The sequence below is a fragment of the Oleiphilus sp. HI0067 genome (assembly GCF_001635735.1).
This window is the reverse complement of record NZ_LWFI01001048.1, coordinates 1-1,150: the sequence shown is the minus strand read 5'-3', so window position 1 is coordinate 1,150 and position 1,150 is coordinate 1. Positions and strand designations below refer to the sequence as shown.

2 pseudogenes are annotated in these 1,150 nt (G+C 46.2%); both read right to left on the bottom strand.

Annotation, left to right across the window (positions count from 1 at the left end):
- Positions 1-264 (bottom strand): annotated as a pseudogene (locus A3739_RS14440) (ribonucleotide reductase); the annotation flags it as partial.
- A gap of 41 nt (positions 265-305) precedes the next feature.
- Positions 306-1,150 (bottom strand): annotated as a pseudogene (locus A3739_RS14435) (ribonucleoside-diphosphate reductase subunit alpha); the annotation flags it as partial.

Here is a 1,150-nt window from a genome sequence, read left to right as displayed (position 1 = left end):
GTGATTTTTGTTAGCGTTCAAGAAATATTGCCAAGCCCAAGGATACTTGAATGGCGCGAGTTGGTTCACATCAGCTTCGCCATTTACAACGCGCTTATCTTCCATACGCACGGGAGGAAGCGCTTCGAGTACGAACTCCTCTTCTTTCGCATGATCTGCGATGTTCGTGACGATACTTGGTTGTGCCTGTGAAGGGATTGCCGCTGCAAGCGGGTCATCCCAATTTGGCGTTGCTGTACTTGTTTTTTTGTTGGTGAATGACATAGTAGGTCCTCAAATATAATTCGGTTTCAATGCGCTCAAACTTATTGGCAAGCTTCGCAGTCGGGTTCGAGAATTGAACACATCTTTGGCGCTTCTTGCCCTTTCGCCAACTCAAAATCATCTCCCGCTTTCTGAGTAGTCTGCGGATTGTGATTTGATAAGCTTCCCTGAACTTCGTTTTGGCTAGCACTTCCAACTACCGTCGAAGTTTGCTCAGCAACCCCTTGATCAACTGGCGTGCTGTTTTTCTCAGTGTGCGTTGCACCCAGCGAACGTAAGTAATAGGTCGTTTTTAAACCGCGGCTCCACGCCGTTTTGTAGAGGTTGTCCAGCTTTTTACCTGAGGGTTCCGACATATAAAGATTCACGCTCTGTGCTTGATCAATCCATTTCTGACGACGTGCTGCCGCTTCCACTAACCAATGCGGTTCTATCTCGAAAGCAGTTGAATACAGTGCCTTGATGTTCTCTGGAATACGATCAATTTTCTTAACACTGCCATCGAAATATTTAAGATCATTGACCATCGCTGCATCCCAAAGATTTTCACGTTTGAGCGCCTCAACAAGCCATGGATTCACAACCGTAAATTCACCGGACAGGTTGGATTTAACAAATAGATTTTGATAGGTCGGTTCAATCGATTGCGACACACCAATAATGTTGGAGATCGTCGCGGTTGGCGCGATAGCCATCACATTTGAGTTGCGTATTCCCTCCTTTTTAATCTTCTGACGCAGGCCATCCCAATCTAAGGTTTGACTGTAATCACAAACGGTATAACGCTCGCCGCGCTCTTGGCTGAGTTTATAAAGCGAGTCGATAGGAAGAATGCCCTGATCCCATAGTGAGCCTTCAAAACTTTCATAGGCTCCACGTTCCTTTG